Consider the following 26,005-nt stretch of genomic DNA (forward strand, 5'->3'; position numbering starts at 1 on the left):
GGCAGGACAGAGGGGGGCGCCACGGATCGCGGTGGTCCTTGTTCTGCAACTACTTACTTCGTCTTCTGCAACTACTTCGTCGCCCCCGAGACCACCGGCAGATCCCGCGCAAACTTATCAATCTCCGCCCACGGATCGCCCGACGTCGCCAACAGCCCCGGCAGCGACGAATAATTCAGATCCTGCGGCGCATCGATGGATTCGAGGTCGCTCCAGCTGACCGGCGTCGAGGCCGGCAGATTGGTGCGGGCGCGCAAGGAGTAAGGTGCTGCGGAGGTGTGGCCGCGGGCATTGCGGTGGTAGTCGATGAAGATGCGCTTCTTGCGGTTGTCCTTGCCCATGGTGGTGGTGAAAGTATCAGGCGCCGTTGTCGCCAGATGCGTGGCGATCGCGCTGGTTGCCTGGTGCAGTTTCTTCCAGTTCTGCTTGCCTGTCACAGGCACCGTGATGTGGATGCCGCTACCGCCGGAGGTCTTGGCGAACGGCACCAGCCCCAAGCGCTCCAATTCGTCCTTGATGTGCACCGCGGCCTCGACCACCTCGCGCCAGTCGATCCCTTCTCCCGGATCGAGGTCGAGGACGATCTGGTCGGGTCTGTCGAGGCTGGCGCGGTGGGTGCCCCAGGTGTGGAACTCGACGACGCCGAACTGCGCCAGCGCCAGATACCCTTTCGCGCCTTCGACCGAGAGATAGGATTTGGTTTCGCCCTCGGAATTTGTCGCCTCGAATGTCACCACCGAGGGCGGCATGCCGGTGAAGGCGTGGCGCTGGAAGAAGCAATCCTTCGGCAGGCCGGTCGGGCAGCGCACCAGCGACACCGGCCGGCCGAGAATGTGCGGCAGCATGAAATCGCCGACCAGCGCGTAATAGACGGCGATGTCGAGCTTGGTCGGGCCGGTCTTGCCGAACAGCCGGCGCGTCGGGTTGGTCACCCAGATGGTGGCAAGGTCAGCCTCGGCGATCAGCCGCTTGCGTGTCGAGGATACCGGCGTCGACAGGCCGACATCCCTCAAACCGCGGAAGACGCCGTGGCGCAGTGCGTTGTCCGCTGTGCGGTTGGCGTAGTGGATGCGCGCCGACAGCAGCGGCCGCACCCAGTTCATCTCGCGCATGATCTCGCGCGGAACGCCCTCGGGCGCGGTGGCGCCTTCCCGCAGCGGCTCCAGCCTGGCGAGCAATTCACCGGCTGTGGCGGCATCGAAACCGGTGCCGACCTTGCCGCGATAATGCAATTCACCGCCCTCGAACTCTGCCATTCCGAGCGCCGCCAGCCCTTCGGCCGCATCGGAGATGGTGAAGCCGGCGATGACGAAGTCGTCCGACAGCAGCGCCTTGGTCTTGGTCCAGCTTTTGCTTCGGCCGCTCTGATAGATGGCCATGGCGCGCTTGGAGACGACACCCTCCAGCCCCAGTTCCGACGCCTGGTCGTAGAGCCCCTGCCCCGAGCCCTCGACATGGTCGGAGAACTGGATGGCGGAATTGGCGCCGAGGCCCGACAGCATCTGCGCGAGCAGCGCCTTGCGCCGGACCAGCGGCGCCTTGGTCAGGTCCCAGCCGTCGAGATGGAGAAGATCGAAGGCGTAGAAATGGAGCTTGCTGCCGGCGCCCTCGGCCAGCGCATCCTGCAGCAGCGCGAAACGGCTGATGCCCTGGGCGTCGAGCACCACGATCTCGCCATCGATGATGGCGTCGCGGCACGGCAGTTTGGCGAACGCATGCGGCAGGTCGCCATAACGCTTCGTCCAGTCGATGCCGCCACGGGTGATCAGCTTGACCGCGCCCTCAGTGAGATGCGCCATGGTGCGGTAGCCGTCGAATTTGATCTCGTGCAGCCAGACTTGTTTGGTGTCTTCGCCATCGGGCGGTTTTGGCACCTGCGTCGCCAGCTGCGGCTCGATACGGGCAAGCATGGGGGCCTTGAAGGCGCCCGGCAGCGTGCCGGGCTTCAGCGATCCCTGTCTGGGCGCGGGTTTGGCGGCGGGCTTTGCCGGCGCCGCCAGCTCCTCGATGCGCAATCCGGATTTGACGCTCTCCGGCCGGGCCGTGAGGATGTCAAGCGCAGTGTCGGCCGCGAGGTCGCGCTCTTTGAACAGCAGCCAGTTCTTCTTGTTTTCGTCCTCGCCGGGTTTCGGTTTCAGCCGGGTCAGCATCCAGCCGCCATTGAGCTTGTCGCCGGCCAGCCGGAACTTGAAGGCGCCGGTGCGCAAGCTCTTTTCGACATCGTCCATCGGCGCCCAGCTGCCGGTGTCCCAGACGATCATCGGCCCGCCGCCATACTCGCCTTCGGGAATGACACCCTCGAAGTCGATATATTCGAGCGGATGATCCTCGGTCTCGACCGCCAGCCTTTTGTCGGCCGGATTGAGCGAAGGCCCGCGCGGCACCGCCCAGCTCTTCAAGACATCGCCGACCTGCAGTCGCAGATCATAATGGTCTGCGGTGGCGTGGTGCTTGTGCACGACGAAGCGGTTGCCGTCGCTGCTGACGAGCCCGCCAACCGGTTCCGGCGTCTTGGCGAATTCGCGTTTGGCGCGATAGGCTTTGAGCTTTGGTGGAGTCGTCATCGCAAAGATCGAAGCACGGCGGCCAGGAACAAGCCAGTCACGCTCTCAATCGTCAGCGGCCGGCGTCAACTCGAGCTCCGCCGGCGACAGCCCTTGCTGCAACTGGCTCAGCCGGAATTCGTCGACCCAATAGGCCTCGCCATCGACCAGAACCCGGGCTTGGTAGGTGCCCTCCGAAAAACGCTGCTCGGTGATGTAGACCTTGTGACGATCGAGCGCTTTGCGCACCGCGGCGCGTTTGGAATTCTGACCTGTGACGGGACTGAACATGACACTGCCCTCGGTCGCCCTGACACGCAACACGGCCGCTGTCGGCGGCCTTGCGACTGGCTCCAAGGATGCCGGAGACGAGGTGTCCTGTCAATTTCGTGGCAGTGCAGATTGCAGTCCGGTTAAATTTTGCAGTCTTTTGAAGATGCTCGGGTCTCGGCCTGAATCACGATGTGAAGCGCGCGAAGACGAAGCCGCGCGTGATCGTGCCTGTTGCCGCCAGCCTACGAAGCGGCCGGCATACCCGAATGAGTGGATTTTCGGACTGCCCCGATGAGATCGAGTGTCGCTGCCGCGACCTCGGCAACCTGAAGCCGCTGCACACAATAGACCCCACCGGGATTGTTTTCTTTACAAACACCTGGAGCGATGCATGGACAGGGCATGACCGGCTGGAGCGTCCGGTTCGGGACACCGAACGGGCCCCATTGCTCGGGCGACGTCAGGCCGTACAACCCCACCGCTGGAGTTCCGACAGATGCCGCGATGTGCATCGGGCCGCTCTCATTGCCTAGAAAGATTGATGCTTCGGCCAACAATGCCGTCAGGACTTCAAGCGAGGCCTTTCCGACGACACTGGCGACCGGCGACGCTGCCACTTCAAGGATCCTTTGCGCGGCAAGCCCCTCATCCGGCCCACCAACGAGCAGAGATCGCAAGCCGGTTTTGGCGTATACCTCGTCGATGACCGCAGCAAAATGTTGCGGCGGCCAACAACGTCCTTCGAACCTGGCGCCGGCATGCACGGCCACATATGACTTCTTTGCCAAAGCGTTTTCCGCAAGAATCCTGGCACACTCTTCCTGGGCGGTCCCGTTCGGCTGCAGCCGAGGCGTTGGGTCCGGACAATCCAACCCAAGCGCGTGGAGTGGAGACAGGTTCCTGTAGAGATAATGGGGGCCGCCCTGTCCGAAAGTCGCGGCGAGAACGTTTGCAAGCTGGATTTCCCAGAACTTCATCGGATGCTCGGAAGGATCGAAGCCGACGCGAAGTGGAGCGCCGATCAAACGATGCATTATCCGCGAGGTTTTTGAATCGGTAAGGTCGATGCTAAGATCGAATTTTCGACGCCGCAGATCAGAGATGACGCCACGATAGTCGCTCAAACGCTTGAGCAGAGTCCTTCCTCTGCCGCGGGATTCAAAGCCAACGGCAACATCGGCGATCCCTTGCGCGACGATGAACTGCTTGAGTCCCGGCGCACAAAGCATGGTTACCGATGCTTGTGGATAAGAAAGACGCAGATTGCGAACCAAAGCAGATGTCAGAACGACATCTCCAATGTACTTCGTTTGAATAATGAGGATGGAACGAATCCCATCTCCTAAACTTGCATTCATCGAGATGATCTGCCGAAAACGCTAATTTGAGAAAATCTGCCGACGACACTCATTTCTGAACGTCAAGCGCGCTTTCAAATATAGAGCCAACCAACCCTGTCAACAACCTTGCCGGCCTTGGTGCCTCTTTGCATCGGTCGTCGGCAGGACCGGCAAACGCGAGTCCTCAGTCCTTCAATCGCCGCAAGCGGCGCGTCAGGCCCTGAACGGCTTTGAGCAGCCGGGGGCGCGACCGCGTCATGCCTTCGACCCGGCTGCGCAGCAGAATGGCTGCGTTCGCAGCCCTGCCCCGCACCGTCACCGGTTCGCAGATCTCGGCCAGAACCGAACTCGCGGCACCAATATGTTGCTTGTAGCCCTGGCCGCCGACCGACAGGTCGAAATAGTCGAAGCCCCGCTCGCATCCCCACATCATCAGCTTGCCCATCGTCGTCAGGCCGGGTGAGACATTGGCGACCGCGTTCTGGTCGATGCCCAGCAGGAGGGCGTGAAGTGTGCCTTTTCTGACCAGCACATAGATGGAGGCGAGCCAGGCTTCACCGACGCGTAGACCGAAGAGCCGCACCGATCCATTGGACAGACCTTGCAGCGCCGCGGCGCGGTAGAAATCGACGACCGGGACCTGCGTCAGGAGATCGAAACGCCCAAGCTCACGAAAACGCTTCAGCCGCAGTTCCAGCAGCACATCCAGGAGCTCCTCGGTCAGATCCGGCGTGTCGGCCTCGACCAGAGCGAGGCCACCAAGCTGTTCGAAGCCGCGGCAATGCTTGCGGAAGGCCTTGGCAAAGGACGGCTTGCAGATCCGCTTGATGAGCGTCTCCGGGTCGCCATGCAGGACGAGGCCGGAGGTGACCTGGATGGAGTCGCGCGCCACCGAAAGCAGTGCCAGCGGATTGACCAGGCCGTGGATCTGCTGCGGGATCCCCGCGATATGGATGCGATCCGCCGGTGGCAGAACGGCACGGACCGCCGCCCACATGGCGTCGGCACTCTGCCTGGTCCACGCTCTCCCATCCGCCAGCAGCGGCACCGAGTAGTCGCACACGCGGCAGCTCAGCCATTCGATGACGTGGTGGCCGAGGGCCCGGCGCCGCATCAGCGGCAGCAGCATGGCCGGCGCGCCGGTCACGGCGTCACTCACCTCGATGACGACCAGGTCCGCGTCCTTGGGCATCAGCCGTGCGGCGATTCCTTCGACCCAGGCATAGTGCTGATGGGCAGTGCAGACGCCGTGCGCCTCAAGCAGCAGCCATAGCAGCCTTACGGTGTCGAAACTGGTGTGCAGCCGAGCCGTGAAGTGCGCGGTTGCATCAGCGTTGGCGACAGTCGGGGAAAACCGCCCACCGGGCAAATCCCTTATCGGAGTCGTTCGCGCCGCGTAGCTTGCCACATGCTTCTCCCGTCATTCCGATCCCCCACGCAGGCGCCGCAAGTCCCGCATCAGTCCCTGGAGCCTCTTCAGCAGCCGAGGTTTGGAGCGCACGAACACCTCGGTCCGGTTGCGGACCTCGATGGCTGCGCTCACGGCGCTGCCTCGCACCGTAATCCCGTGGCAAAGCTCGCGCAGGCCCGAACCCACGGCACCCATATGTTCCTTATAACTCTGGTTGCCGACCGACAGGTCGAAATAATCGAAACCGCGGCCGCGCGCCCAGCTCATCAACTTGCCCATGATCAGAAGTCCCGGCGAGACATTGGGCACCGCGCCCTGATCGATTGAGATCAGCAGAGCATGAACGGTGACTTGATGGATCAGCAGGTATTGTACCGCGATCAGAGCTTCACCAACACGCAACCCGAAGAGCCGCACCGACCCATCCGACAGGCCCTCGAGAGCGGCGTTTCGATAGAAGTCGACAGCCGTCGCCTGGGTCAGCAGGTCGAAGCGGCCCAGTTCGCGAAAACGGCTGAGCCGCATCCGGACCAGGCCGCCGAAGATGACCTCCACCAGGGCCGGCGTGTTGGCTTCGACCAGTTCCACGTCGCCAAGCCGTTCGAGGCGGCGCCAGTCCTTGTTGAAGGCCTTGACGAAGGATGGCCGGCATAGGCGCTTGAGCACGGTTTCCGGGTCGCCGTCGATGGCGAGCCCGAAGCTGGTATGCAGGGAATCGCGCGTGGCTGCGAGCAAGGCCAGAGGGTTGGCGACGCCGCTGATCGATTGCGGAATTCCCGTGATCTGGATGCGGTCCGCCGGCGGCAGCACGGAACGCACCGCAGCCCACGCGGCCTGCGCCGATTGCATCGTCCACGGGCTGGCATCTGCCAGCAGCGGTGCCGAATAGTCGCAAACGCCACAGCTCAGCCATTCGATCACCCGATGACGGAAGGCCGGCCGCCGTATCAGCGGCACCAGCATTCGCGGCGCGCCCGTCACGGCATCGTTTACCTCCACGATGAGCAGTTCCGCACCTTCCGGCATTAGCCGCGCGACGATCCCCTCGGCCCAGGCATAATTCTGGTGGGCGGTGCACACACCGTCCGCCTGGAGGCGCAGCCAGAGCGGCCTCACCGCTTCCAAGCTGGTGTGGAGCCGCGCCGTGTAGGCATCGATGGCGACGACGGTGGCCGGATGGGAGGACTGGCCATCGGGCGAGCCGGTCACCGCAGCAATTTGCACCGCCTGGACTGCCATGTTTTTTCCTATCGCTTTGCCGTAGCGAACGGCAGCGTCCGCCGCCACGCGCCCAACCGGCTGTCGCGCGCCTCATCGGGATGCTCGATATTCCACATGCGGTGATGCGCGAAATACCACGATGCCACGAGCACGAACATCTCCGAGACGGCGGAACCCAACAACGCCCACGGCGGAGACGCGATTGCCAGCAGGGCCGCGATCAGCGCCAGCCCGACGACCGCGCCGCCCGTGGTGATGAACGCGACGATCCGAAAATCGCCGAGTATCTCAAGCACGATGCGGGGCATGATATAGAGCATGATCGGGACAAAATTCGCGATCACGAAAAGCCCGATGAACCAGGTCGAAGCGTCCTGGAGAGCCTGGGATTTTATCATCGGCAGGACGAACATGATCGCACATCCATAAGCAAGGCCGCCGAGCCCCATGACGAGCGCCCAGATCTTGGCCTGCGTCCAGACACGGCCTGTTTCATTGTTCCGCATCAGCCTGGCGAGATCCGGCTGCGTCATGTTGACGAACGCAAGGCTGATGATGCGCAGCGGAGCAAACAGCACCAGAACCGCCGCCAGCGGTGCGTAGGCGGCTGGCCCGGCAATGCCGGCGACCAGCAGCGCCAGACATTGACCCTGGATGTTGGTGGTGGTCGCGCTGAATGCCGACCAGCGCAGTTGGGGCCAGAGTCTGACATAGCGTCGGCGCGTCGGCATGCGGAAGCTGATGCGAAGCGAGCGCCGAGCCAGCCGGACCAGGACGAAAATGCCGAACACATTTGCGGCTGCAAGTGCATAGAACACGGTCTGCAGCGGGTCTTGGACCAACCAGATCGACAGCCCGGTCAGGACACAGCCGGCGACTGTAAAAGCGCCATCGCTGATGGAGACGACAACCTGCTGGCGCCGTGCGAAGAAAGCCGTGCGCATATGGCTGCGCAACGACCAGGCACCGACGAAGCAGCCGGCGGCAATTCCGCTTGGATCTCCAAGGACATGCATCAGAACAGCCGTGCCGACGGCCATCAGCAACGCCACGATCAGCGCCGCCGTTCCGAACGCCACGTCATAGGTATCGACGCCGGCGCTGTTGGTGCTCTTGCTCATCCAGATGCTGGCGGGAACAGCGGTGAGCGACCTGATATAGGACAGGCCGACCCCGCCCATCACCATGCCGATGGCGAAGAGGCCGTAGCCCTGCGCCGACAGCATGTGCAACAGCATGATGTTGAGGGCGAAATGAAAGCCGCTCTGCATCGCCTCGCCGCCGATCATCAGCACGAGGCGTCGAACCAGATGGCTCGGAAACGCTAACTTCACGGCCGTGTCTCCGCTGCGCGGGCAGCGGGCGCCCTGCCCGGCCGCGCGATGGTCGTCTTCAGCTTTTCGGCGGCGATCGCGGTGATCGCCGCGGCCGCGACCGGCTCGCTGAAGATCGCCTCGTAGCGCGCGCGCCCGGCAGCGACAAACCCGCGCCAGGCCTCAGGGGCGAGGATGATCTCCTGCAATTTCGCGCCAAGAGCTACTGCGTCGCCGGGCGGAACATGCCAGCCGGTCTCCCCGTCGCTGACCACTTCCACCAGCCCGCCGATCGCCGACACTAGCGGCGGCCGGCCATAAGCCATCGCCTCGATGGCGACGCGGCCCAGCGATTCCGGACGCCGCGACGGCACGGTGACGATGTCGGCCCAGCGATAGTGCTCCGAGGGATCGGGAATGAAAGGCAGGACTCCGACGCGCCCGGCAAGCCCCATGGTTTCGACCAGTTCGGCAAGCGCACGCTCGCGCTCGGTGCTTTCGAAGGCGCCGCCGACCAGCCGCACCTCGACCCTCGCCTGGAGTTCTGCCGGCATCGAGGCGATCGCCTCCAGCAGGACCTCCTGCCCCTTGATCCGGTTGATGCGGCCGAGCAGCAGCACCCGCAATGGGCGCTTGCCGTCATACGTCATTGGTTCGACCGCCGCCGGCCCGGCAACGCCGTTGTAGACGACATATGCGCGCGCCGCCTTGGGATCGCCAAACGCGGTGCGTGTCGCGCGCGAATTGAAGATCAGATCCGCATGGCTCCAGCGCATCAGGCCGACAAGTACCCTGCGCATGGCGCCTTCGGGGATTTCGTGGATGTGCAGGACGGCCTTGTAAGGCAGCAAGCGCGCGGCCAGCGCATAGTCGGCAACGATCGAGGTGTTGACATAGACGAGGTCGCAGGCCTTGAGGCGCCGCCACGCCCTGAACACGGCAACCGGCAATCGCGCCATCTCGACTGTCGCAAGGCGCGCAATGGCCTGACGCCTCAGCACCCAGAGCGGTTCGAAGACGATCCGGCTGGCATGCGCTTCCAGGATCTGGACGATCGGCCCGCTGCGCGGCAAGACCACCTCGATGTCGGCCGACGGAAACGCGGCGCGCAGCGCAGCCACGCTCTCCGCGAAGCTGCGGTCAGAACCATAGAGTTCATAACCCTGATGAACGCAGGCAATCCGCATCTTTGTTTCCCGCCGGGTGCTACAACCATCGCGCTGGGCGATTGTGGCAGAACCCCGTCCGCAAGAATCATGCCTGGTTCGATATGTCCGACTATCGGTTCGATATGTCCGACTGCCGGCCGTACGCCCCTGGCATTGCTTCGTTTCGATACAGCTACGCACAGAAGGGTTGACCGAGAATGAAACAACCACCGGGTTCAACACCGTTTTTTTACAACCCCGCGCCATGATCCCCTCCCAGGATACCGAAATCGGAAGATGGCACGAAAGTTGCGGTCTGCTCATTATAAATTAAGCAATATCTAATATATGAGATGTGTGAAAGTGCCGCCGGCCATGAAACCAGAAAAGCCCGCCATTCTAATCCTGGGGACCCGCGGCATACCCGCGGCCCATGGCGGCTTTGAAACCTTTGCCGAAAAACTGGCGCTGTTTCTTGTCGGGCGCGGCTGGAAGGTCGGCGTCTATTGCCAGGATGAGGTCGAGCGGATCGACCAGCGGGTGCGCAGCGAAACCTGGCGCGGCATCGAGCTCATTCACATCCAGGTCGCCTCCAAGGGACCGCGCGCGACCTTGGAATTCGACTGGCAATGCGCCCGCGATGCTGCCAGGCGATCGGGCGTTTGCCTGGTGCTCGGCTACAATGGCGCGGTCTTCCTGACCTGGCTCAGGCTGAAGCGGCGCAAGATCTTCACCAACATGGACGGCATCGAGTGGCGTCGCCCCAAATGGGGGATGGCGGCGCGAACCTGGTTCTGGCTCAACGAATGGATCGGCGCTTGGGCCTCGCACCGGCTGGTCGCCGATCACCCCGCCATCGCCGATCACCTGGCGACGCGCCGGCCGCGCAGCGCCATCGCCACCATCGCCTATGGCGCCGATCCGGTGGCATCAGCGCCCGAGGCGCCGGTCCGGGCGCTCGGCCTCGAGCCCGGGCGTTATCTCATCTCGATCGCGCGCATCGAACCCGACAACAACATCCTGCCGATTGTCGAAGCCTTTTGCTCCACCAAGCGCGACATGAAGCTGGTGGTGCTGGGAACGCTGTCCGACGACATCCCCTACCATGCCGCCATCCGCAAGGCGGCGAACGGTTCGGTGGTCCTGCCGGGCGCCATTTACGACCAGGCAACGGTGAAGGCCCTGCGCTTCCACGCCCGCGCCTATCTGCACGGCCACACGGTGGGCGGCACCAACCCGTCGCTGGTCGAGGCGCTGGCGGCCGGCAACATGGTGATCGCGCATGACAATCCCTACAACAGGTGGACCGCAGGGGCTGCGGCGATCTACTTCACCGACAAGAACAGTTGCGCCGAGCGGATGCAGCAGGCGCTGGACGATGATGCCCTGGTCAAGGCCTGCGGCGTTGCCGCGAGGGCGCGGGCCCGCGAAGCCTTTCGCTGGGACGATGTCCTGCTCGCCTATGAAAACGAGGCCTATCATCTGCTCGGCATGACCGCCGCCAAGACCACTGCAATGGATCACGCATCGCCAGGAACCGTATGATAGGCTGGTCGCGCCGGCGGGTGCTGCGGACCGCGCTGTCCACTGCAGCGGCTCTCGGCTCGCTCCCGGTCGCACCAATCGCTCGCGCCGCCGCCGGGACGCGGTTTCGGCGCGGCGTCAACGCCTGGCCCTGGTTCTCGCTGACGCGTGAATTTCCCGCACCCCGCACCGACTACGGCTGGCCGCCCTTCCAGTCGCAACGACCGGTGCCGACCCCAGACGACCTGCGTCGGTTGCGCGAGACCGGGCTCGATTTCATCCGCTTGCCCGTCGATCCCGGCCCTTTCCTGGCCGCCGACGCCAAGACGCGCAGTCAGTTGCTGGACATGCTGGACGCCGCCGTCACCGCCACCCTCGACGCCGATCTTGGCATTATCGTCAACATCCAGGCCAACGCTGCCACCCATTACTGGAACCCCGACCGCATGGTCTCCAGCACCGCCGCACCCGCTTTCGATCTCTATCGCGGGCTGGTCGGCGAGCTTGCCGGCAGGCTGGCGCGGTTCCAGCCCGGCAGGGTGGCGCTCGAGCCGGTCAACGAACCGGCGCAGGCCTGCGCGTCGAACGTCTGGTTGCAAATCCAGCTCGCGCTTCTGACCGCGGCAAGGGCATCGGCAGCGACCCTGCCGTTGGTCGTCACCGGAGGCTGCGGCTCGATGGTGAGCGGACTGACCGCGCTCGATCCGGGCCCGCTGTCGCCCTTCGAGCCGATCCTGTTCACCTTCCACTTCTATGAGCCCTATCTGTTCAGCCATCAGGGCGCGCCCTGGATGCGCGAGCCGGTCTATCGGTCGCTCAACAATGTGCCGTGGCCGGCATCCGCCGGCTCGCTGCAACAGACGCTGGCATCGGTCAGGGCGCGCATGGCGCAGGACACCGAAACTCCTGAAGACGCCAAGCAAGCAGCCTATGCCGAGACCGAGCGTGTGCTGAAAGTCTATTTCGACGCCCAGCCCGACCGCTGGTTTGTCGACAAATATCTTCGCCAGGTCCGCGATTGGGCCGACGGCCATGGCCTGGCGTCGGAACGCATCATCATGGGCGAGTTCGGCGCGCTGCGCACCGACGCCCGCTATGTCGCCGCGCCCAACCCGGATCGCGGGCGCTACATCGCCGATGTCAGGCGGAGCGCCGAGGAACTCGGCTTCGCCTGGGCACTGTGGGATCTCTTCGATGGCATGGGCATGATGGACGACACCACCCGGGCGCTGGACCCCGATATCATCGCGGCGCTTGGCCTGACCATGCCGGCGGACTGACCGGCCTGAACGCTGTCCGCGCCGGCCGATAGAGCACCAATGCCAGCACCACGAACTTGGTCAGCAGCGTCGTCTTCGACGCGACGCTTTCCGAAGTGTTGATCAGGATGACCCAGCCCAGCATCGGCAGCCAGATGCCGGGATGGCAGCGGCGCGCCACCTCGAACAGGAACAGCACGAAGCCGAACGTCAGCAAAAGCGTGAAGAAGGCGCCCTGATAAAGGACCGTGCGGATGATCGGGTTCTCGATGCCCTGTTCAAGACCGTTGATGCGGCGCAGGCTGTCGATCAGGTCGACATCCGGCCCCACGATCAGATCGCGCAATTCCAGGTGCTTGAAGAGCTCGAACATCTCGACCCGGGCATTGGCGCTGCCGCTGTCCGACACGAAGCGCTCCAGCAGCGCGTCGAAAAAGCCCAGATATGCCGCCACGATGATGACGACCGGCAGCAGGGCGGCGAGCATGAAGCCGAGTGCCGCACCCAGGAGATTGACGCGGCCCTGGCGCAATTTGGTGATGCCCTGAAAAAGCAGGTAGCAGCCGCCGAGCACCACCGTCGTCACCATCGCCGTGCGGCCGCCGAAGGCGACGAGTGCCGCGCATTGCAAGCCGATCAACCCTATCCGCACAGGCATCGACAGGGATCTGGCACCGGAGAGCAGCGCAAGCACATAGATCGACGTCACCATGGCATTGGCAAGCGGATGCCCCTGCAGCGCGCTCGAGCGCAGATCGGTGGTAAACGCCACGCCGTCGAGGCGATAGGGGAAGATAAGCGTCTTGGTGGCGAACTCGAAAAGGGCAAGCAAGGCATTCGCCGTCATGACCACGTGGACGACGGTCTGCAGTCCGGCGAAGGTCCGTTCGTCGTCCTCGCTGAGCATCAGCACGAGAAGTGCCGCAGCCACGAACGTATCGATCATGCCGGCCATACCTGGCCGCTGCCTGGCGATGACGACAACCAGAAGCACGATCGATATGGCGGCCATTAGCGCGCTGGCCGGCCGCCTGTCGGCGAGATGGACGATATGGCCGACCGGATTGCCTGATGCGCAGGAGCGCCAGGCAAGCAGCAGGACGATGAGATAGGTGGACGGGTGGATCTTGGTCGCCGGGTTGCCGAACAGGCCATCATAATTGTAGCCGACCAGCCACAGCATGCCTCCCGAGATGCTGAACAGCACCGCCACCGCCGCGATCAGTCCGAAGCGCGTCAGCGCATCGACCGAGGTGCCGGAGATGGGCGTGCCGGCGCGGGGTGCGGCAGCACCATGGTTCGAAGCGCTTGCGCTCCAACTGGCCGCCATATCAGGCGGCCTCGTCGACCAGCAAGGCGGCTGTCGGCAGGCGCCCCATCACGGAGACCGCCTGCGAAGTCGTCGTGACGTCGCGCATCGGGGTGGCGTTCAGCGTGGCGACGAGCACGATCTCGTCGGCCATGGCGACCAGCGGCGAGGCATTGAGATTGTCGGCCAGCGCGCCACCGTCGATGACGACAAGCTCGAAGCTCCGGCTGGCCCGCGCCAGCATCTGCTGCGCAAAATAGATGCCATGCGCTTCCTGGAAGACCGCCTTTGAGCGGCCCCTGCCCAGCACGGCAACGTTGCTGCCGGCGGCGTAATGGCTGACGGCCTCGAACGCGTACTCGCCGCGCAGAACATCGAGGATCCCCGGCTGCGGATCCTTCTGGCCGACGCCGCCAGCATTGGCATCGATGAACAGCACACGGCTGCCCCTGGATGCCGCGGCATTGGCCAGCAGCCGCGCCACCCGGCTGCGCTGCGCGCCCTCGCCCGGCGACGATGTCACCAAGATGGAAGGCACCAGCGGCCAGTCCGCCGGACGCTGGCCCGAACTGAACATGCGCCTCAGCGCAAGGCCGACGACGGCATCGGTCTTCTGGCTGGAGGCGGCGGCGCGCGCCCCGCCGAAAGGCCACCAGCGCCGGCCTGTGTCTGACTTTGCCGGCACCACGCCCAGCACCGGCGCGTCGATGGCCGACTGCATCTGGGCGCTGGAAAGCACCGTCGGCGAGGAATATTCGGCGATCAGCGCCAGACCGGTGCCGAGCCCAAGGCCGCCGAATATCGCGCCCAGCAACAGCAGCGGCAGAGGCGGCCAGCTCTTCTTCAAGGCGGGCATGGCGTTGGAGATGATGCGCGCATTGGTGCTGTCGACATTGATCTGCTCGCGCGTCTCCTGGGCGCGCTGGAGATAGTTCGAGTAGACGGAACGCAGCGCCTCGAGGTCGCGCTGCAATTCGCGCAGCCGCACCGAGGCCTGATCGGTGTCGAGCGACTTGCTCTTCATGCCGGCGACCTTGGCTTCCAGCGCCTGCTGGTTGGCCAGCGCCCGTTCGTAGTCGGTCTCGGTGGCGGTGGCGATGCGGCCAAGTTCGCGCGCGATCAGCTGGCGCGTGTCGCGCAGTTGCTGCTGGGCTGCGATCAGCGAGGGATGACGCGGCCCCAACTCCGTGCCGAGCTGCGAGACCTGGTCGACCAACGTCGCCTCTTGCGCCCGCAGGCTCGAGATCACCGCCGAGCGCATTGCTTCCGAAGTTGCGTCCGGCGTGCCGCTCTGCCGGCGCATCTGGTCGACCTGCGCCTTCAGCGCCGCGGTGCGGCTCTGCGCCGCCGCAAGCTGCGTGTTGATCTCGGTCAGTTCCTGGTCGCTGACCAGATTGCCTGCCGCCATCACCATGTTGTTGGCGGACTTGTAGGCTTCGACGGCGTTTTCGGCTTGCTGGACGCGCTTGCGCTGCTCGTCCAGCCGCGCGGTGATCGACTCGGAAGCGTCCTTGGCCATTTTCGCGCGCGCGCTCGCCTGGTCGACCAGGTAGGCCTGCGCGATGGCGTTGGCCAGGAGGGCGGCCTTGTCGGCGCTCTTGGCGGTGACGATGACGTCGAGGACCAGGACCTTGTCGGCCCGCTTCACCGCCAGGCGCCGGCGCAGCGCGTCGAGTGTCTGCACCGACCTGTCGCCTTCGGCTGATGCCGAACCGAGCAGGCGCGACAGCAAGCCCTGCCCATTGAATTCCGGATCCTGCGTCAGGTTTGTCGCCGCGATCGCCCGCATCAGCACGCCTGTCGACTGGACCACGCTGACCTGGCTCTCGACCTGCGTGATGCCGCCATCGGGTGAGATACGGCTGGGATTGACGTCGTTGGTGACCACCTGCAGGTCCTGCGGATCGATCAGGATTTCCGCCGCCGAGCTGTAGAGCGCCGGTGTGAATAGGCCGTAGAGCAGGGCGACCAGCGTCAGCAGTGCGACGGTGCCGAAGATCCAGAACCGGCGGCGCACCAGGATGCGCTTCAGATCGCCCAGTTCGACAGTGGAGGCTGCATATGATCCCGCGCGTGCCGGATCCGGGGAGTGTTGCTGAGGAACCATGGGCAGGGATGATTGCATGGCTGCCTCCGACAATACTCCATATGCCGGCAAGATCAGTTTGCGGCGCTAACCTAGCTATTCCTCCAACTGTTAAAACATTGTTAATTATGTTGAGAGGTGACGTGAATTTTGGCACGCGGTTTGCTTAAAAATATACATATCGAGGTGTTGGCTACGCAGCGAGCGGAGACGAATGCAAATGGGGTTACAATTTGACCGGACCGGTCTGGCCGGCAAGGCCGGGCACCGCCTTTTCGGACCTCCAACATGCAGATAAGCCTCCGCCTGGACGGCGACTGCGTCCGCGCCTTTCACGTCACGCTGCTGGAGCGCCTCGCCGCGCTCGAAGACGTCGAACTGTCCGTCGATGTCAGGCCGGCGGGCGGCGGCATTCCGCGCAGCGCCGCGGCCCTGTTTCAACTCGAAACGGCGATCCACGGACTGTCCCATGATGGACTGGCCAAGCGTGTGCCGCTTTCGGCGCTCGCGCCCTACCGGCAGTCCCCCGCTTCGCCTGACCTGGTCATCGACCTCTGCGGCGATGTCAGGCTGGAAAACACACGGATCTGGCGCGTCACCTATGACGGCGCCAGCGGCGAAGCGGCCTTGCTGGCCCTGATCCTCGCAGGTCGCACGCCGCTTGCCCGCATCGAGGAGAACGGCGTTGCGATCGCCGCCGGGCGTCTGGGCACCGAATATGGCGGCATCGCGCTGGCGTCCTTCCAGGATATGCTGGCGCGCACAGCAAGCCTGATCATAGCTGCCATGTCAGGCGCGGCAAAGTCCGTGCCTGATCTGCCCGAACCGGCGCAGGTGGGCGGCCCGCCGCCAATGCCCTCGGCGGGCAAGCTTGGGGTCAGGGCCGGCAAGGCGCTGGCGCGGCGGATCATCCAGAGGATCTATCACCTTTGCTATAACGCGCCGCACTGGAAGGTCGGCTGGCGGCAAACCGGGAGCCGCGATCTGTTCGAGCTGCGCGCGCATCCGGCGTCGGGTTGGCAAGAGTTGCCGGACGACGGCAGCCGCTTCTACGCCGATCCGTTCCCCATCCTCTACCAGGGCCAGCTGACCCTGTTCGTCGAGGACTATATCCATCGGCTCGGCAAAGCCATCATCTCCGCCGTTCCCTTCGGCCCGGCAGGCCCGCTCGGAAGGCCTGAACCGGTGTTGGAGCTGCCCTACCATCTCTCCTACCCCTTCGTCTTCGAGCGCGACGGCGAGGTCTGGATGGTGCCGGAAAGCTGCGCCAACGACACGGTCGATCTCTACCGGGCCACAGCTTTTCCCGGCGGATGGGTCAAGGAGGCGACGCTTCTGTCCGGTGTCGTCGCCAGCGACGCCACGCTTGTCGAGCATGGCGGCGCCTGGTGGCTGTTCGCCACCGTCCGCGACGGCGGCGGCGCCTTCTCCGACGCGCTGCATCTGTGGTCGGCGCCGGATTTTCGCGGCCCCTGGACGCCGCACCCCAAAAATCCCGTGCTGATCGATATCGCCTCGGCGCGGCCGGCCGGCCGCATGGTCAGGCGCGGCAACGACCTGCTGCGCCCGGTCCAGGACTGCCGCAGGAGCTATGGCGCGGCGCTTGGCATCGCACGCATTTCTCACCTTGATTTGATCGGCATGGAGCAGGTCGTTGAAACCATCTTAAATCCAGGTGCGCTATGGAGTGGGCGTAAACTTCACACGCTCAACGAGGCTGGCGGCTTTGAGTTCATCGATGGCTCGGCGATCGCACCGCGCTGGAAGCAGCGGGCCCGCGATTAACCTAAACATTGGTTACTACCAAGCACGCGCGCCGGTTGCTTGCGGTTGATTTAGGTCCGGAAGATATTTTCTACCGGAGATTGTGAAACGTGCCGTTGCCATCAGAAAGAGCAGCAAAATGAGTATCTCAGAGGCTGGCCCGGCCCAAGTCGATGTGGCGATCGTCGGTGCCGGAATGGCCGGCACGACCTTGGCAATTCTGTTGGGACGAGCCGGCCGCAAGGTGGCGCTGATCGATCCGCACCGCGTCCACCACGAGGAATTCCGGGCCGAGAAGATCGGCATGGACCAGATGCTGCTGTTCGAAAAGCTCGGCCTCGATGCGACACTCAAGCGTCTCGTCACCTCCACGACCGACACGCATGTGTTTCGCCTCGGCCAGTTCTTCGCGCATGAGAAGAAGGCTGAATTCACATTCTCCTATGGCGCGCTGATCAATGGCCTGCGCGACGCCTTGCCTGCGCAAGTGCCGCTGACGGTCGGCAAGGTAACCGAAGTCTCGACTGGACCGGACCGGCAGCGGCTTGTGCTGGCCGACGGCACCGTCATCGATGCCCGCCTGCTGGTGGTGGCAACCGGTCACGGCGAGGCGGTGCGGCGCGCCGTCGGCGTCGAGCGTATCGAGCAATCGAAGGCGCATTCACTGTCGATGGGATTCGACCTCGCCATCTCGCCCAGCGATTTCGGTCATCAGTCCGTCACCTGCTACAGCAGGCGGGCCGCCGACCGTATCGCCTACATCAGCATCTTTCCCCTCGGCGACAAGATGCGGGCGAACATGTTCCTCTATCGCAATGTGGCCGAGCCGTGGACGCGGGCGTTCCGCCAGGAGCCGCAAAAGATGCTCTGCGAATTGATGCCCGAAATAGCCGTGCGATGCGGCAACTTCGAAGTCGCGAGTCCTGTCGAGGTCAGGCAGATCAGTCTGAGCACGACGCAAGGCCATCGCCGCGACGGGGTCATCTTCATCGGCGATGCTTTCTGTACCACGTGTCCGACGCCGGGCGTCGGCATCGGCCGCGTGATGACCGATGTCGATCAGCTCCATTCGGTTCACATTCCACGCTGGCTCGAAACTCCAGGCATGGCGGCTGACAAGATCAACGCCTTCTATGACGACCCGGTCAAGGTGGCTGCCGATGAGGATGGCATGCGGGTCAGTTACTATGCCAAGTCGATTACCGCCGACACCGGGCTGGAATGGCGCGTGCGGCGCCTGCGCAACAACACCGCGCGCCAGCTGATGATCATCGGCCGTAAGGTCCGGCATCTGGGACAACGGCGGGCACCCGTGGCCAATATGCGATAGGGCGCGACCAGTGGCGCCCTATCGCCGATATTGATTGCCCTTATAGGGCGAAGGCGTCAGTCGCCAACCGCTCAGGTTGCCGTCGGCGGAGGTGTCGATGGGGCAGTCTGGGCCGTGACACCCGAAAGCCTGTCGCGCTTCTGCAAGGTTGGTTTCTCGTATTTCTTCACTGTAAAGTGCCCTCCGAATTGATACGGCGCCAGCAGAACCAATTCCCTGCCCCGTGTCAATTGTGCCATTACTGGTTCTTACGTCGTATCCACGCCATCGCGGTCAAACGATTCTTCACTGTTGCATTGCCGGCACATATCGACTCCGACAGGTCACCTCATCCCAGCGCCAATCCCGCTCTCCTCGGCCGCGCGATGTTGTAAATCGTTTCATCCAAGGTATTTTGGCCGTTGGGGAACAGAGGGAATAGTCATGTCCAACAGCGCCTTGCCGCTGGTCATCAGTGCGCCTGAACCACGCACGCTCGACCTGATCTTCACAGCCCGGCAGCTGGCGCGGCTCAAGGCGCACTATCGCATCGTCGAGACGACCGCTGACGGCGTCGCGAAACTGCCGGCCGACGTGCTGGCCGAGGTGCGCTATATCATCGGCCAGCCGCCCATATCGCCCGAAACGCTCGACCGGATGAAGGCGCTGCGCTGCGTCTTCAACGTCGAGACCAACCTCATCAACAACATGCCCTACGAGACGTTGTTCGCGCGCGGCATCCATGTCGTCACCACCGGCCTGGTGTTCGCCGAGCCCGTCGCGGAGCTTGGCCTTGCGATGGCACTCAATCTCGCCCGCGGCATCGTCGATGCCGACCTCGCCTTCCGCCAGGGACAGGAACTGTGGGGCGGCGACGGCAACCAGACGGCGCGGCTCTTGTCCGGCGCCGATGTCGGCATCATCGGTTTCGGCGATCTCGGCCGGGCGCTCAACCGGCTGCTGTCAGGTTTCCGCACCCGCACCAAAGTCTTCGATCCGTGGCTGCCGCCATCGATCCTCATCGACAATGGCGTCGAGCCGGCCTCCCTCGACGAGGTGCTGTCGACCAGCGACTTCATCTTCGTCGTTGCCTCCGTGACCAGCGAGAACCAGGGTTTTCTCGGTGCCGACGCCTTTGCCGGCATGCGCAAGGGCGCTGCCTTCATCCTGCTCAGCCGCGCCGGCGTGGTGGACTTCCCGGCGCTGATGGCGGCGGTGAAGAGCGGCCACATCGTCGCCGCCAGCGACGTTTTCCCCGAAGAACCGCTGGCGCGGGACCATCCGGTGCGCGCCCTGCCCGGCTTCCTGCGCTCGGCTCACCGCGCCGGCGCGCTCGACATCGCCTTCAAGCGCATGGGCGATATGGTGCTGGAGGACATGGACCTGATCGACCGCGACCTGCCGCCGCTGCGCTCCAAACGCGCCGAGCGCGAGACGGTTTCGCGCATGCGTTCCAAGCCGGCCGACAGGAATTGAGGCGTGGATTTTCGTTCGGGTTGGCCGGCCCTCGACCAGGTCCGCTTGACAGGAGCGCGGCCGGCGATGACGCTGCCGCAATCGAACTTTGCGGAGGGAGGCCGTGACCATGAAGAAGATCTATGAAAAGCCGATGCTGCTCAAACGGCAGAAACTCTCCGCCGTGACGGCGCAGCAAGCCACTTCAGGAGTGACCGGTCCGATCGGCCCGACAGGCCCGGCAGGCTGACGCCTCACGGTGTTCGATGAAGGTAGCATTGGACGCGCCCGCGGGTCGGCGGCGAGACGGCAGTCGCTCAAGGCGCAGCATCAGTGTTTATGGCTGCTCTTCGCTCTGCGGGCAACCGCTTCCATAAAAGAGCGGGCGGCAGCGTCACAGGCTGTTCTGGACGGTCCATTCGCGGACAGCACGACCTCCGCGGCCTTCCGCGACATGCCGTATTTCCGGGCGAAGACCGCAGCGTCGTAAGGTTCGTTTTCGGCCGGTGCCGCGGACGTGATCCTGGCCTTGGTCATTGGCGGGTCCGCCTGAAACTCTCAAGCAACTCGCCTTCATTGCGGCAGCCATTCTGGAACAGCGAAAACACCGTGGCTGCCAGAAGTTGCACGTCCGACTCCCCCGACATGCGATCAAATTTGCGCTCCAGGCAGACCCGATCGAAGACGCGCTGGCACAGTTGCAGATCGGAAGGATGGAGACCGGGATTGCGCTTACGAAGGCTCGACATAAGAAGCCCCTTTCGGAGCAGCGGCCACTTTCTGATGCATGTCGTCCAAAAGTGACCTCGGCTTTGGGAGAACGACATGCATAAACAAAGACCCTAAAGCGCATCGCATAAATCCGATCAAACGCGACGCGCTTTAGACGCTGTGGGTCAAAAAATGAAATCGGGCTGAGCAAGAGTCAACATCGGCCTTCATCACAGTAACTATCGTACAATTCTCCCCCCGGTCCTCCCCCTTCTTCGAATGGTCCCCAGGCCCAGCGCGACATGGCGCTTTTCATTGGCCAGCGGATTTTATCGGCGTGATCCGGCGCTCTCATGAAATATGTCGGTTTTGTACCAAATGGCGTTTGGTACGTTTCCGACACTAACATTCAGGCCGATCTTTTCATATGCGAACAGGCGTTGGGGGGCGCCGTGCTTCGAATTTCATATCGCATTGATATCTTTCTGCGTTCAGAGCCCCTATACATAGGCCATCGTCCTCACGTTTTTACGGGCACGGACGGCTGGGAGATTGGATGGCTCTTGCCCTGCATTGGGCCACGCCATGTCTGATCCCAACAAAAACTCTGATCCCGACGGGAACCATCCGTACCGAAACCAACTGCTGCGGCGCATGCCTGCGGATGATCTGGCGTTGCTCGAGCCGCACATGCAGCGCTGCGACTTGCCATTGCGCATGATGCTGGTGACCCCGAATGTTCCGATCGAGGCCGTCTACTTCATCGAACAGGGCATTGGTTCGGTGGTCGCCAGCACGGCAAGCGGCCAAGAGGCCGAAGTGGGCTTCATCGGCTTCGAAGGCATGACGGGATACTCCCTGGTGATGGGCGACGACCGTGCGCCGCATGCCTGTTATGTCCAACTCGAAGGCGAAGCGATCCGCATCGAAGCCGGCGCTTTCAAGGCAGCTTTGGCGGCAAGTACGACCTTGCGCATGTTCCTGCTGCGCTTCGTCAACGCACTACAAACCCAGGCCGGCTGCACCGCGCTCGTCAACGCGCGGCTGAAGCTCGAGGAGCGGCTGGCGCGATGGCTGCTCATGTGCGACGACCGGGTGCCCGGCGAACATCTCGCCATCACCCACGAATTCCTGGCCATCATGCTTGGTGTCAGGCGGCCAGGCGTCACCGTCGCGCTTCAATTGCTCGAAGGCCGCGCGTTGATTCGCTCGAGACGGGGCGAGATCGTCATTCGCGACCGCGCCGGGCTGCTGGAACTCGCCAATGGCAGTTACGGCGAAGCCGAGGCCGAATATGCAAGGCTGATCGGCGAGATCGGCGCGGCCTGATCAGGAGCGGCTGCTGCCGGCATCCGGCTTGCCCGATGTCGCTTTGCCGGGCGGTGCCGCACCGCCTTCTATGGGCCCATCCCTGCCGATCGGCCCATCCCTGCCGATCGGCCCATCCTTGCTGATCGGCAAGCCGGCATGCTCCAGGCTTGCAAGCTTGCACTTCGTCTGCTCGGCCGCCGCTCCGACAAGGCAATCAATGGTGAACATGGCACCGGCGTGATCGCTTGACGCGACCGCCTGGCGGATCTTCGTCAATTGCGCCTGCGTGTAGTCCAGAAGCTCGACCAGGCCGGTATGATCCAAACCGCCCTCCATTACAGGATGTCGAGAGGCCGATCCGAGGTCGCTCTTGCCATCGAAATACGCCCATTTACACGGCTTGCATAGCCGGACTGTCAGAATCGTACAGCCTACGCTCTACGGGATCGTTGCCTATTGGCCAAAGGTCCATCTTCGCGCCAGCGCTGCGGCATGCAAGTGTATATAAGCTATCGCTTGAATACTGGTCCGTACGTCTGTCGGGGAGATGTCGTGCCAATTCGCGAGAATCTCGCCGTCAATCTCAGGCGGCTGGTCCAGCGCCACGCTTCCGTCAGCGCGGTGTGCCGTGAGCTTGGCATCAACCGCACCCAGTTCGAGCGCTATCTGCAAGGCAAGGCGGTGCCCAACAAAACCACCGCCAGGCTGATCTGCGATTATTTCAAGATCGACGAAAACGAGCTGTATCGCGAGCCGGCTGTTCCCGCAGCCAAGGGCGACGGCAACGCATCGCTGCGCGAGGCACTGTACGAAAACATGGTGCGGCCGCCGTCGCCCGCCATCGCCGGCGGCACTTATTTCACCTATTTTTCGGTCCCCGGCCGCCCCGACCTTCTGATGCGCTCGGTCACCTTCCTGCGACGTGAGGCCGAGCTGGTCACCTTCAGGCGGGTGACGCGGTGGGCCCCGGGCGATGGCCAGGGTGGCGCCAGAATGCCCGGCAACCACTACGGCGTAGCGATCTCGCGCCTGAACTGGATCTATTTCACAGGCATCAACCGCCGCCAGACAAGCGAGCCCTCGATCATGACCGTACAGTGGGCTCCCATCTCCGAACCGGTTCTGGTCGGCAGGGCGATCGTCCTCACAGGATCGGGGCCGGCCTTTGTGCCGGTCATCATGCGGCAGGACGTCACCAGGGTCAGCATGAAGCGGGCGTTGCAGATGGCCCATATCGTCAGCCTCGACGACCCCAGCGTCGATCGACTGGTGGTCAGTCTCGCACGAGAGACCCGATAAACTCGCCTCCTACGGGAAAAATCGGGGAAAGTTTCAAGTTTTTCGGCTATATTTTTCCTCGTTTCGGCTTTTTTACGCAAAAAATGCCGGAACTTTCACCCAAACCTGTCGTTTTCCAATGGATCGTTGCTTCGACGATCCCAAAGCAACAGGAGAGTACCCATGAACATCAAGATGATCTGCTTGGGCGCCATGGCACTTTCGATGGTCGGCGGCGCGGCGTTTGCCAAAACGTCGGCTCTCGACGATCCAGCCAAGATGCAGCCCTTCTACACCGATAGCAGCATGAAGACGATGGTCAGCAACGACGACTTCGTGAAAGCCTGGAAGGCCCTTACGCCGGACGACCAGACCGCGATGATGAAGGCCTGCGAGGACGAGGCGAAGGACGCCACTGCGGCCAACAGCCATCCCGAATTCTGCAGCAGCGTGAAAGCGAACGGCGGCAGCAAGTAGCAGTCCAGCAACCCGAATGAGAAACAGCCCCGCGCGGGGCTGTTTTGCGTCTGCCGCAGGTGTGCAGACAAGCCAGCCACGCAAGGATCGGGCCCGGCCGGCACCCGGCCCATCTCCCCATTTCTGCCATGTTGCACTGCGATAAATTTGTTGCATTGCGATATCGGCCTGCACCGCCGACATTGCACAGGGGCTGGGCTTGCACGAGGGAGCCGTCGTGGCAGCATCGTTCCGGCCGGACATACAAGGATTGCGCGCGCTCGCCGTCGGCGGCGTCGTCGCCTACCATTTCGGCCTCACCGCGCTCCCCGGCGGCTTTGCCGGCGTCGACATCTTCTTCGTCATCTCGGGCTGGCTGATATCGACCCACCTCATGCAGGAGCTCGGCGAGACCGGCCGGCTCGACCTCTGGCGCTTCTATGCCAGGCGCGCGCGGCGGCTCCTGCCGGCAGCTTTGTTCGTCATCCTGGTCACGCTGGCCGCCGGCTACTTCATCCTGGCGCCGCAGGAGCAGGCGCTCTATTCGCGCGGCGCCATGTTTGCCTCCGCCTATGCCATCAATCTGTGGCTGCTGCGCTGGTCGTTCGACTATTTCGCCGCCGACGCCACCAGCAATCCCTTCATCCACTTCTGGTCGCTGTCGGTGGAGGAGCAGTTCTATCTAGCCTGGCCGGCGCTGCTTCTGCTGGCCGCCTGGCTGCGGCCGGGCCGGCGAACGGCCGCAGCCATGATCGGCGTGGTCGGCCTCGCCTCCTTCGCCGCCTGCCTGTGGCTGACCAGCGCGGCGCCGGCCTGGGCCTTCTATTTCTCGCCGCTGCGCGCCTGGGAGTTCGCTGCCGGCGGCCTGGCGACGCTGGTCCCCATGGCTTTGCTGCAGCACCGCATCTGGCTGCGGCCAGCCCTTGGCTGGCTCGGCCTGGCGCTGATCGCGACCGCCTATCTCCTGTTGAGCGAGGACCTGCCCTTCCCCGGCTGGTATGCACTGCTGCCGGTTGCCGGCACCGTGCTGGTGCTGCTGAGCGGCGGCTGCGGGGAACAGACCAACGGGCGGACCGACCGGCACGTCCTTGGCCCGGCCACCGCTTTGTCGCTGCCGCCCTTGCAATGGATCGGCACGCTCTCCTATTCGCTCTATCTCTGGCACTGGCCGGTCATCGTCTACGCCGGGATGCTGACGCCCGATCTTACGGTGCCGCAGCGGCTGGGCTGCGGCGTGCTGGCGCTGGCGCTGTCGGTGCTCACCTATCACCTCATAGAGAACCCGGCACGACGCGGCGCCTGGCTGACGGTGGGCGCTCGCGCGCTCGCACCCGCGCTGGCGCTGACCGGTGCCGGCGTGGCGGTCGCCTACGCCAATGCGCATCTGGCCACGCGCAACATCGGTCCCGAGCAGCGCGGCATCGAGCAGGCGGCCGAAAGACCTTCCATCGCGCGGGCCGTCGACAAGAACTGCCTGGCCGACTTCCAAACGGTGACGCCGAAACCCTGCATGTTCGGCCCGGCCGATGCCACCCGCACCATCGTGCTGTTCGGCGATTCGCACGCCGACCACTGGTCGACGCCGCTGATCGAAGCAGCCAGGCGCAACGACACCAAGGTGGTCACCTATCTCAAATCATCGTGCCGCGCCTCGCGGCTCTCCACCTTCAACACGGTGCTGAAGCGCGACTACACCGAATGCGACGCCTGGCGCGAGCAGGCCATATCAGAGATCATCCGCCGCAAGCCGCGCCTGGTGGTGATCTCCGAATTTTCCATCGGCAATCTGACCCGCGATCTGCCCGCCGCCGAACGCACCGCCGAAGTAGCGCGCTGGCAGGCCGGCCTGCGCTCGACCTTGCAGGCCTTCAGCCGGGCCGGTGTCGAGACGGCAGTCATCCGCGACACGCCGATCAACGCCAGCTTCGCCGGCTCCTGCGTGGCGCGCACCCTGTGGTGGCGCGAGGCACCCTCGCCGCACTGCGACACGCCAAGGGCCGAAGCCGCCAACGACAGCACCGCCGCCACCGAGCGCGCCGTGGTGACCAGCGTGCCCGACACCCGCTACATCGACCTCACCAACCAATTCTGCGGCCCGACCTCCTGCCACGTCGTCATATCAGGCAAGCTGGCGTTTCGTGACAGGCACCATCTGGCGACGGGCTTTGCCGAGACACTGGCGGGGCCATTGGAGAGGGCCTTGTTTTAGGCGCCTGGGCATCTGCGCCCCGGTCTGTATTGTTCGTCACATCTTACGAATCTTTGGAACGAGGCTGCAACTCGGCAGTTATATT

The 26,005-nt window shown here is 63.7% G+C and carries 21 protein-coding genes; 10 read left to right on the forward strand and 11 right to left on the reverse strand.

The window, feature by feature from the left end; translation table 11 throughout:
- Window positions 1-71: 71 nt before the first annotated feature.
- The 7 genes from ligD to LB519_RS30500 all read right to left on the reverse strand — a co-directional run bounded on the left by ligD (window position 72) and on the right by LB519_RS30500 (window position 9,288).
- A complete protein-coding gene (gene ligD / locus LB519_RS30470) occupies window positions 72-2,564 on the reverse strand; it encodes a DNA ligase D (RefSeq protein WP_224621887.1) in 2,493 nt (830 codons plus the stop codon).
- 45 nt (window positions 2,565-2,609) lie between these two features.
- Window positions 2,610-2,834: a hypothetical protein gene (locus tag LB519_RS30475; RefSeq protein WP_027160830.1), complete on the reverse strand. Its 225-nt coding sequence runs from the start codon at window positions 2,832-2,834 to the stop codon at window positions 2,610-2,612.
- Window positions 2,835-3,058: 224 nt separating this feature from the next.
- Entirely contained in the window at window positions 3,059-4,174 is a 1,116-nt protein-coding gene (locus LB519_RS30480) for a glycosyltransferase family 9 protein (RefSeq protein WP_224621888.1), read from the reverse strand.
- A 166-nt stretch (window positions 4,175-4,340) separates the two neighbouring features.
- Window positions 4,341-5,564: a GNAT family N-acetyltransferase gene (locus LB519_RS30485; RefSeq protein WP_127385385.1), complete on the reverse strand. Its 1,224-nt coding sequence runs from the start codon at window positions 5,562-5,564 to the stop codon at window positions 4,341-4,343.
- A 12-nt stretch (window positions 5,565-5,576) separates the two neighbouring features.
- A complete protein-coding gene (locus tag LB519_RS30490; RefSeq protein WP_013530610.1) occupies window positions 5,577-6,806 on the reverse strand; it encodes a GNAT family N-acetyltransferase in 1,230 nt (409 codons plus the stop codon).
- Window positions 6,807-6,814: 8 nt separating this feature from the next.
- The gene (locus tag LB519_RS30495) at window positions 6,815-8,122 is read right to left on the reverse strand and encodes a hypothetical protein (protein WP_024501738.1); all 1,308 of its coding nucleotides are present in this window, start codon (window positions 8,120-8,122) and stop codon (window positions 6,815-6,817) included.
- Window positions 8,119-9,288 carry a glycosyltransferase gene (locus LB519_RS30500; protein ID WP_224621889.1) on the reverse strand — a complete coding sequence of 390 codons (1,170 nt, stop codon included), beginning with the start codon at window positions 9,286-9,288 and terminating at the stop codon, window positions 8,119-8,121. Before LB519_RS30500 ends, LB519_RS30495 begins: the two co-directional genes overlap by 4 nt.
- Before the next feature lie 336 nt (window positions 9,289-9,624).
- Here LB519_RS30500 and LB519_RS30505 point away from each other — a divergent pair, with 336 nt between their 5' ends.
- Together LB519_RS30505 and LB519_RS30510 are read left to right on the forward strand one after the other, a co-directional pair.
- On the forward strand, window positions 9,625-10,794 hold the full coding sequence (locus LB519_RS30505; RefSeq protein ID WP_224621890.1) for a DUF1972 domain-containing protein: 1,170 nt from the start codon (window positions 9,625-9,627) through the stop codon (window positions 10,792-10,794).
- Window positions 10,791-12,053, forward strand: coding sequence for a glycoside hydrolase family 5 protein (locus tag LB519_RS30510; RefSeq protein ID WP_224621891.1), 1,263 nt, complete (start codon window positions 10,791-10,793; stop codon window positions 12,051-12,053). The genes LB519_RS30505 and LB519_RS30510 overlap by 4 nt, the downstream gene beginning before the upstream one ends.
- On the opposite strand, the gene LB519_RS30515 is transcribed toward LB519_RS30510, so the two are convergent.
- Both LB519_RS30515 and LB519_RS30520 read right to left on the reverse strand, forming a co-directional pair.
- Window positions 12,016-13,362 carry a VpsF family polysaccharide biosynthesis protein gene (locus LB519_RS30515; protein ID WP_224621892.1) on the reverse strand — a complete coding sequence of 449 codons (1,347 nt, stop codon included), beginning with the start codon at window positions 13,360-13,362 and terminating at the stop codon, window positions 12,016-12,018. The two genes, LB519_RS30510 and LB519_RS30515, sit on opposite strands and share 38 nt — an antisense overlap.
- 1 nt (window position 13,363) lies before the next feature.
- The gene (locus LB519_RS30520; protein ID WP_063172645.1) at window positions 13,364-15,466 is read right to left on the reverse strand and encodes a GumC family protein; all 2,103 of its coding nucleotides are present in this window, start codon (window positions 15,464-15,466) and stop codon (window positions 13,364-13,366) included.
- Between the two features lie 249 nt (window positions 15,467-15,715).
- Between LB519_RS30520 and LB519_RS30525 the strand changes: the two genes are divergently transcribed.
- From LB519_RS30525 to LB519_RS30540, 4 genes are all read left to right on the forward strand, one after another.
- The gene (locus tag LB519_RS30525; protein ID WP_224621893.1) at window positions 15,716-17,212 is read left to right on the forward strand and encodes a formyl transferase; all 1,497 of its coding nucleotides are present in this window, start codon (window positions 15,716-15,718) and stop codon (window positions 17,210-17,212) included.
- A gap of 118 nt (window positions 17,213-17,330) precedes the next feature.
- Window positions 17,331-18,521, forward strand: a complete 1,191-nt coding sequence (locus tag LB519_RS30530) for an FAD-dependent oxidoreductase (RefSeq protein ID WP_013530602.1) — start codon at window positions 17,331-17,333, stop codon at window positions 18,519-18,521.
- 423 nt (window positions 18,522-18,944) lie between these two features.
- Window positions 18,945-19,976 carry a hydroxyacid dehydrogenase gene (locus LB519_RS30535; protein WP_024501745.1) on the forward strand — a complete coding sequence of 344 codons (1,032 nt, stop codon included), beginning with the start codon at window positions 18,945-18,947 and terminating at the stop codon, window positions 19,974-19,976.
- A 109-nt stretch (window positions 19,977-20,085) separates the two neighbouring features.
- Entirely contained in the window at window positions 20,086-20,205 is a 120-nt protein-coding gene (locus LB519_RS30540; RefSeq protein WP_013530600.1) for a hypothetical protein, read from the forward strand.
- Window positions 20,206-20,488: 283 nt separating this feature from the next.
- On the opposite strand, the gene LB519_RS30545 is transcribed toward LB519_RS30540, so the two are convergent.
- Complete coding sequence (locus LB519_RS30545; RefSeq protein WP_024501746.1) at window positions 20,489-20,704, reverse strand: hypothetical protein; 216 nt, start codon at window positions 20,702-20,704, stop codon at window positions 20,489-20,491.
- Window positions 20,705-21,251: 547 nt separating this feature from the next.
- Here LB519_RS30545 and LB519_RS30550 point away from each other — a divergent pair.
- Complete coding sequence (locus LB519_RS30550) at window positions 21,252-21,995, forward strand: Crp/Fnr family transcriptional regulator (protein WP_224621894.1); 744 nt, start codon at window positions 21,252-21,254, stop codon at window positions 21,993-21,995.
- On the opposite strand, the gene LB519_RS30555 is transcribed toward LB519_RS30550, so the two are convergent.
- Window positions 21,996-22,301: a hypothetical protein gene (locus tag LB519_RS30555; RefSeq protein WP_013530596.1), complete on the reverse strand. Its 306-nt coding sequence runs from the start codon at window positions 22,299-22,301 to the stop codon at window positions 21,996-21,998.
- Between the two features lie 228 nt (window positions 22,302-22,529).
- Between LB519_RS30555 and LB519_RS30560 the strand changes: the two genes are divergently transcribed.
- From LB519_RS30560 to LB519_RS30570, 3 genes are all read left to right on the forward strand, one after another.
- Window positions 22,530-23,276 (forward strand): helix-turn-helix domain-containing protein, encoded by a 747-nt coding sequence (locus LB519_RS30560; RefSeq protein WP_224621895.1) that lies wholly within the window; start codon window positions 22,530-22,532, stop codon window positions 23,274-23,276.
- 162 nt (window positions 23,277-23,438) lie between these two features.
- Complete coding sequence (locus tag LB519_RS30565) at window positions 23,439-23,732, forward strand: hypothetical protein (protein ID WP_013530594.1); 294 nt, start codon at window positions 23,439-23,441, stop codon at window positions 23,730-23,732.
- Between the two features lie 217 nt (window positions 23,733-23,949).
- Entirely contained in the window at window positions 23,950-25,920 is a 1,971-nt protein-coding gene (locus tag LB519_RS30570) for an acyltransferase family protein (protein WP_224621896.1), read from the forward strand.
- The last annotated feature ends 85 nt before the right edge of the window (window positions 25,921-26,005 follow it).

This window comes from Mesorhizobium sp. AD1-1 (assembly GCF_020164655.1).
GTDB lineage: Bacteria > Pseudomonadota > Alphaproteobacteria > Rhizobiales > Rhizobiaceae > Mesorhizobium > Mesorhizobium ciceri.